4 protein-coding genes are annotated in these 7,454 nt (G+C 72.6%); 3 read left to right on the top strand and 1 reads right to left on the bottom strand.

Features of this window, described 5'->3' with window-relative positions; genetic code table 11:
- From IEZ04_RS04890 to glgB, 3 genes are all read left to right on the top strand, one after another.
- A partial coding sequence (locus tag IEZ04_RS04890; RefSeq protein ID WP_189215318.1) for an alpha-glucosidase C-terminal domain-containing protein occupies positions 1-305 on the top strand: 305 nt, incomplete at its 5' end.
- A gap of 130 nt (positions 306-435) precedes the next feature.
- Positions 436-1,893, top strand: coding sequence for a maltokinase N-terminal cap-like domain-containing protein (locus tag IEZ04_RS04885; RefSeq protein ID WP_189215317.1), 1,458 nt, complete (start codon positions 436-438; stop codon positions 1,891-1,893).
- A gap of 55 nt (positions 1,894-1,948) precedes the next feature.
- Positions 1,949-5,008, top strand: coding sequence for a 1,4-alpha-glucan branching enzyme (glgB, locus tag IEZ04_RS04880; RefSeq protein ID WP_189215316.1), 3,060 nt, complete (start codon positions 1,949-1,951; stop codon positions 5,006-5,008).
- A 51-nt stretch (positions 5,009-5,059) separates the two neighbouring features.
- Here glgB and IEZ04_RS04875 read toward each other — a convergent pair whose 3' ends face one another.
- Positions 5,060-7,297 (bottom strand): HelD family protein, encoded by a 2,238-nt coding sequence (locus tag IEZ04_RS04875; protein ID WP_189215315.1) that lies wholly within the window; start codon positions 7,295-7,297, stop codon positions 5,060-5,062.
- Positions 7,298-7,454: the final 157 nt, after the last annotated feature.

Here is a 7,454-nt window from a genome sequence, read left to right as displayed (position 1 = left end):
GCCGCATGATCGAGATCCGCAAGCAGAACCCCGCCTTCGGCCTCGGCTCCTACACCGAACTGTCCTCCTCCAACCCCGCCGTCCTCGCCTTCCTGCGGGAGTACAAGGACGACCTGGTGCTGTGCGTGAACAACTTCTCCCGCTTCGCCCAGCCCACCGAGCTCGACCTGCGCGCCTTCGACGGCTGCCACCCGGTCGAGCTCATCGGCGGGGTCCGCTTCCCCGCCATCGGTGAACTGCCGTACCTGCTCACCCTCGCGGGCCACGGCTTCTACTGGTTCCGCCTCCGCAAGGACACCGCGTAGTCACCGCGGATCCCGGCGTGGATCCCGGGCGGGGCGGTTTTGCCCGCGTCGCCCGGGGCACCACGCATCAGTAACACCCCGACTCCCCTGGTCTTCCGGGTCACGGTCACCGGGGAAAGGACACGACGCCATGTCGGAAGCCGCCATCCACTCCGCGTACCCCGCAGCGACGACCAGTTCCGGCGTCGGCTCAGGGCTGCTCGCGTCGCTGGACCCGTTGTTGCGCGAGTGGTTGCCGCGGCAGCGCTGGTTCGCCGGCAAGGGCCGCCCGGTCACCGGATTCACGCTCGTCGCGGCGACCGAGTTGCTCCCCGTGCGCGCCAAGCTCGGGCTGCTCCACCTGCTGGTGCGGGCCCACCAGCCGGTCCTGCCCACCCAGGGGCCCGGCCCGCACCCCGGTGACTGCTACCAGCTGCTGCTCGGTGTGCGCGAGGCCCTGCCGCCACGGCTCGCGCCCGCGCTGATCGGCCGGCCGGCCGAGGGCCCGCTGGCCGGGCTGACGGTGTACGAGGCGCTGTACGACCCGCGGCCCGCCGAGGTGCTCCTGGAGGCGCTGCGCACCCGGGCCCGCGTCGGCGACCTGCGCTTCGAGCGGGACATGCGCCAGGACATCCGCGCCGGACTGGTACCGCGCCTGGTGACGGCGGAGCAGTCCAACTCCTCGATCGTGTACGGCGATACGTTCATCCTCAAGCTGCTGCGGCGGATCGTGCCCGGAACCAACCCGGACCTGGAGCTGCCGCTGACGCTCGCCCGCGAGGGCTGCCCCCGGGTCCCGGCCCCCGCGGGCTGGCTGCTGGCGGAGAACGCCCCGCCGGACGAGCCGTACGTCCTCGGTGTCCTCCAGCCCTACCTCAAGGGGGCGGCCGACGGCTGGGAGCTGGCGCTGCGCGAGCTGGCCAAGGGCCAGGACTTCGCCGCGGAGGCGCGGGCGCTCGGGCGGGCCACGGCGGAGGTGCACACGGCGCTGGCGCGGGCCCTGCCCACGGTCACCCTGGGGCGGCAGCAGCTCGAGCTGCTGGTGGACGGCATGACCGAGCGGCTGGAGCTCGCCGTCCAGGCGGTGCCGGTGCTGCGGCCGTACGCCCCGGCGCTGCGCACGGCGTTCGCGGCGCTGGCCGACCTGGCTGCGGAGGGCCGCACCTGGACGGCGCAGCGCATCCACGGCGACCTGCACCTGGGCCAGTGCCTGCGCGCACCGGACGGCGCGTGGTCGCTCATAGACTTCGAGGGCGAGCCGTCCAAGCCGCTCGCCGAGCGCCGGATGCCGCAGCCGGTCGCGCGGGACGTCGCGGGCATGCTCCGCTCCTTCGACTACGCGTCCCACTCCGTGCCCCGCGCCCCGGTTCCCGGCGACGGTTCCGTCCCGACGGCCGCGGACTGGGCAGCGAAGTGCCGGGCCGCCTACTGCTCCGGGTACGCGGAGGTCTCCGGCTGCGACCCACGGACGGACCCCGTGCTGCTGCGCGCCTACGAGACGGACAAGGCGGTGTACGAGGTCGTCTACGAGGCCCGGCACCGCCCCGACTGGCTGCCCGTGCCGATGGCGGCGATACGCCGGCTGGCAGCGAACGAGGACCTCACCTGATCACCCCGCACCCCGCCCACCGCCCCGCCTTGCCCGTGCCGAGGAGGCCGTACCTGTGACCCCCCGCCCCCCGTCCGACGACAGTACGCAGACGCGACAGAACGGCGTCTCCCCGAACGAACAGGAGGCGGCTGCCGCCGGGAAGGCGGTCACCGAGAAGGCCGCCGCGAAGAAGGCGGTGGCGAAGAAGGCGGCTGCGAAGAAGGCGGTCACCAAGAAGGCGGCCGAGAAGAAGACGGTCACCAAGAAGGCGGTCACCAAGAAGGCGGCCGAGAAGAAGACGGTCGCGAAGAAGGCGGCTGCGAAGAAGACCACCGTGGACGGCGCGCCGGAGGCGGCGGCCAGGAAGACGGCCGTCAGGAAGACAGCCGCCGCGTCCGTGGAGAAGCCCCCGGGCATGGCGGAGACCACCGGCAGCCCCGGCAGTGCGGAGGGCACGAAGAGCACGAAGAAGGCCGCGGCCAAGAAGGTGGCGGCGAAGAAGGCCACCACCAAGAAGGACGCGGCCAAGAAGGTGGCCGCGAAGAAGGCCACGGCCAAGAAGGCTCCCGCGAAGAAGGTGACCGCCGGCCGGGGGGCCGTCGGCGATGCGGTCGCGGACGGAGCGGTAGCCAAAAACGTGGCCGCAGGCAACGCGCTCACCGACGCGGCGAGCGGTGCGGCGGCGGCCCACGATGCGGTCGTCGGCGGCGCCGCAGTCGGCGGCATCGGGGACGACGCGGCCGCGGGCGGCCGGGGCGGGGCCGGGCAGGTGGCCACCGGCTCCGTGGGGACCGGTACCACCGTCGTGGAGCGGGGCGGGAGTGAGCCGGCCGTGGTCCCGGCGCAGGGCGGCGCCCCCGGCGCGCGGATTCCCGAGCCCCGCACCGAGGACGGCCAGGGCAACGGGACGGGGACCTCCCGCGTTCCCGAGCCGCGCACCCCCTTCTCCCCCGCGGTCGACGGCGGTGACCGGGAGCGGCTGCTGCACGGCACGCACCACGATCCGCACTCCGTGCTCGGCGCGCATCCCGCGCCGGGCAGTGTCGTGTTCCGGGCCTTCCGGCCGTACGCCCTCGGGGTCACCGTCGTGACGGACGAGCTGCGCGCCGAGCTGCACGACGACGGGGACGGATTTTTCTCGGCCGTGCTGCCGCTCACCGAGGTGCCGGAGTCGTACCGGCTGCTCGTCCGTTACGAGGGGACGGTGCAGGACACCGAGGACGCGTACCGCTTCCTGCCCACCATCGGCGAGTTCGACCTGCACCTGATCGGTGAGGGACGGCACGAGCAGCTGTGGCAGGCGCTCGGCGCCCGGCCGATGGTGCACCAGGGCGTGCGGGGCACCGCCTTCACCGTATGGGCGCCGAACGCGCGCGGCGTGCGGCTGGCGGGCACCTTCAACTTCTGGGACGGCACCGGCTTCCCCATGCGCTCGCTCGGCTCCTCCGGCGTGTGGGAGCTGTTCGTGCCGTCGATCCACGAGGGCGAGCTGTACAAGTTCGAGATCGTACGGCCGGACGGCACGACCACCCTGCGGGCCGATCCGATGGCCCGCCGCACCGAGGTCCCGCCGAACACGTCCTCCGTCGTCCACGCCTCCCACTACGAGTGGGGCGACGAGGAGTGGCTGGCGCACCGCGCGGACCGGCCCGCCCACGAGGCGCCGTTCTCGGTGTACGAGGTGCACCTGCCGTCCTGGCGGCCCGGGCTCACGTACCGTCAGCTCGCCGAGCAGCTGCCCGCGTACGTCAAGGAGCTCGGGTTCACGCACGTGGAGCTGATGCCGGTCGCCGAGCACCCCTTCGGCGGGTCATGGGGATACCAGGTCACCGGCTTCTACGCGCCCACCGCCCGGCTCGGCGGTCCCGACGACTTCAAGTACCTGATCGACTCCCTGCACCGGGCCGGGATCGGCGTGATCATGGACTGGGTGCCCGCGCACTTCCCCAAGGACGACTGGGCGCTGGCGGAGTTCGACGGCCGTCCGCTGTACGAGCACGAGGATCCGCTGCGGGCCGCGCACCCCGACTGGGGGACGCTGGAGTTCGACTACGGACGGCGGGAGGTGCGGAACTTCCTGGTGGCGAACGCCGTGTACTGGTGCGAGGAGTTCCACATCGACGGCCTGCGGGTCGACGCCGTCGCCTCCATGCTGTACCTGGACTACTCACGCGAGCCCGGGCAGTGGACGCCCAACGAGCACGGCGGGCGGGAGAACCTGGACGCGGTGGCGTTCCTGCAGGAGATGAACGCGACGCTGTACCGCAGGGTGCCCGGCGTGGTCACCATCGCGGAGGAGTCCACGGCCTGGGACGGTGTCACGCGGGCCACGCACCACACCGGCCCGGGCGGTTTCGGCGGTCTCGGCTTCGGGCTGAAGTGGAACATGGGCTGGATGCACGACTCGCTCGGCTACATGAGCAAGGACCCCGTGTACCGCAAGCACCACCACGGCGAGATGACCTTCTCGATGGTGTACGCGTACAGCGAGAACTACGTCCTGCCGATCTCCCACGACGAGGTCGTGCACGGCAAGCGGTCCCTGGTGTCGAAGATGCCCGGCGACTGGTGGCAGCAGCGCGCCAACCACCGCGCCTACCTCGGCTTCATGTGGGCCCACCCGGGCAAGCAACTGCTGTTCATGGGCCAGGAGTTCGCGCAGGGTGCCGAGTGGTCCGAGAGCCACGGCCCCGACTGGTGGCTGCTGGACCCCGCGTACGGGGCGGAGCCCGACCACCGCGGGGTGCGCGACCTCGTCCGTGACCTCAACGCCGTGTACCGCGACACCCCGGCCCTGTGGGAACGCGACACCGTTCCCTCCGGGTTCTCCTGGGTGGTGGGGGACGCGGCGGAGGACAACGTGCTCGCGTTCCTGCGCTTCGGCGTCGACGGCACGCCGCTGCTGGCGGTGTCCAACTTCTCGCCGGTCGTCCGGCACGAGTACCGGCTCGGTGTGCCGGACGACGTCCCGGCCTGGCAGGAGGTCCTCAACACGGACGCCGCGGACTACGGCGGCGGCGACATCCGCACGCGGCACCCGGTCAAGCCGGAGGCCCTGCCGTGGCACGGCCGCCCGGCCAGCATCCGGCTGACGCTGCCGCCGCTCGCGACGGTCTGGCTGCGTCCGGCGTAGCCGACCGGGGCAAGGGCGCGCGGCCCGTGCCGCGCGCCCGCCGGGAGCCGTTCAGTGCCGCTCCGCCGCCGGGGCCAGGGCCGACGGCAGCTCCCCCGTGTGGACGATGCCGAGCGCCTGGGTCGCGCGGGTGAGCGCCACGTACAGGTCGCTCGTGCCGAACCGGCCGGGCTCCACCACCAGCACCGAGTCGAACTCCAGTCCCTTGGCCTGCCGGGGGTCCAGCAGCACGACCGTCCGGGTGAGGTCCGGCTCGGCGCCCGCCGTGACGCCGTCCAGGCGGGCCGCGAGCGTCCGGTGCAGGTCGCGGGGCGCGATCACGGCGAGGCGTCCCTCGGACGGGGTCAGTTCGGCGACCGCCTTGGCCACCTCTGCCGGCAGGTCGGCCGTCCGGCGCGCCCAGGGGCGCACGCCCGTGGAGCGGACCGAGCTCGGCGGCTCGAAGTCCGGGTGCTCGGCCCGTACGACGCCCGCGGCGAGCTCCATGATCTCGGCGGGCGTGCGGTAGTTGACGCCCAGGCGCGTGTGTTCGAAGCGGTCCTCGACGTACGGGGCGAGGATGTCCGACCAGGCACCGACACCCGCCTCCTCGGCGGTCTGCGCCGGGTCGCCGACGAGGGTCATCGAGCGGGTCGGCGAGCGCCGCATCAGCAGCCGCCACGCCATCGGCGACAGCTCCTGCGCCTCGTCGACGATGATGTGCCCGAAGGCCCAGGTGCGGTCGGCCGCCGCGCGCTCGGCGGCGCTGCGGTGGTCCTCCTCCTCCTGCCGTTCGGCGAACCGCTCGGCGTCGATGATGTCGTGCGCGGACAGCACCTCCGACGACTCGGGGTCGTCCTCCTCCTTGTCGTCGAACTCGTAGGTGCGGGAGGCGTACGACACGTCGAGGACACCCTGGGCGTAGGCGATCTGCGTCTCGCGCTCCAGCTCGGCGGCGGCCCGCGCCACCCGGTCGTCCTCGCCGAGCAGTTCGGCGGCCTCGTCGAGCAGGGGCACGTCCGAGGTGGTCCACGCGCGGGTCACCGAGCGGCGGATCGCGTCGGCGTCCTCCGGGGACACGTACCCGTCGGGCGCGGCCAGGAAGTCGGCCACCAGCCGCTGCGGGGTGAGCCGCGGCCACAGCCGGTCGATCGCCGCCCACACCTCGGGGTTCTCGGCGAGCTCGTCGCGGATCTGGGTGATGTCGCTCGCGTCGAGCAGGTTCGAGCCGTCGTAGGGGTCGGTGCCGATGCGCTCGGCCATCAGGTCGGTGAGCGTGTTGAGGATGTGGCCCTCGAAGTGCTCGCGCGCCACGTTGTGCGGGAGGTCCGCCGCGCGGGTGCGCTCACGGGCGACGCGGACCAGGTCGTCGTCGAGCATGAGCACCTCGCGGTCGTGCTCGACGGCGATCACCGGGTCGGGCAGCGCCTGCCGGTCCCGTACGACGGCCGCGAGCACGTCCGCCATGGCGGCGCGGCCCTTGACCCGGGCGGCCGCGGGGCTGTCCTTGGCGGTGGCCCGCACCCCGGGGAACAGTTCGCCCACGGTCGCCAGCAGCACGCCGGTCTCGCCGAGCGAGGGCAGCACCTCGCCGATGTAGCCGAGGAAGGCGGGGTTGGGTCCGACGATCAGGACGGCGCGCTTGGCGAGCAGGTCGCGGTGCTCGTAGAGGAGGTAGGCGGCGCGGTGCAGGGCGACGGCGGTCTTGCCGGTGCCGGGCCCGCCCTCGACGACCAGGACGCCGCGGTGCGGGGCGCGGATGATCCGGTCCTGCTCCGCCTGGATGGTCTGCACGATGTCGCTCATGCGGCCGGTGCGGGCCGAGTTCAGCGCGGCCAGCAGCACGGCGTCGCCGGTGGGGTCCTCGTGGCCGGTGCGGGTCTCGTCACCGAGGTCGAGGATCTCGTCGTGCAGGGCGGTGACCCGGCGGCCCTCGGTGGTGAGGTGCCGGCGGCGGCGCAGTCCCATCGAGGTGTGGCCGGTGGCCAGGTAGAAGGGACGGGCGACGTCGGCCCGCCAGTCGATCAGCAGCGGGGTGCGGTCGGTGTCGTCGGCGCGCAGCCCGATGCGGCCGATGTGGTGGCTGGTGCCCGAGGTCGTGTCGATGCGGCCGAAACAGAGCGAGCCGTCCACGGCGTTCAGCGCGGCGAGCTGCCGGGAGCGTTCGGCCACGGTGATGTCCCGCTCCAGCCGCGCCTGCATCGGGGTGCTGCCCTGTGCGAGCGCCTCCGAGACGGACGTCTCGGTGTCCTCGCGCAGGGCGTCCACACGCGCGTACATCGCGTCGATGAATTCCTGTTCACTCCGCAATTCAGCGTCCGGAAATTCTTTGTGCGAGCCCCTGTTTGACAATTCCACTCCCGCCCGGATATACTATGGCTATCGAACTTCAACGCGGCCCCGCCATTTCGAAGTCGCGAACCATTGAATATACGCAAAGAAATCCCCCGAGCGCAATTGCTCGGGG

The sequence above is a fragment of the Streptomyces ruber genome (genome assembly GCF_014648075.1).
Taxonomy (GTDB): Bacteria; Actinomycetota; Actinomycetes; order Streptomycetales; family Streptomycetaceae; genus Streptomyces; species Streptomyces ruber.
The sequence above is the reverse complement of the archived record's forward strand: the minus strand, read 5'-3'. Positions and strand labels throughout refer to the sequence as shown.

Coding starts and splice junctions, on each gene's coding strand:
- IEZ04_RS04885 (WP_189215317.1), top strand. CDS start 436: ATGTCGGAAGCCGCCATCCACTCCGCGTACCCCGCAGCGACGACCAGT.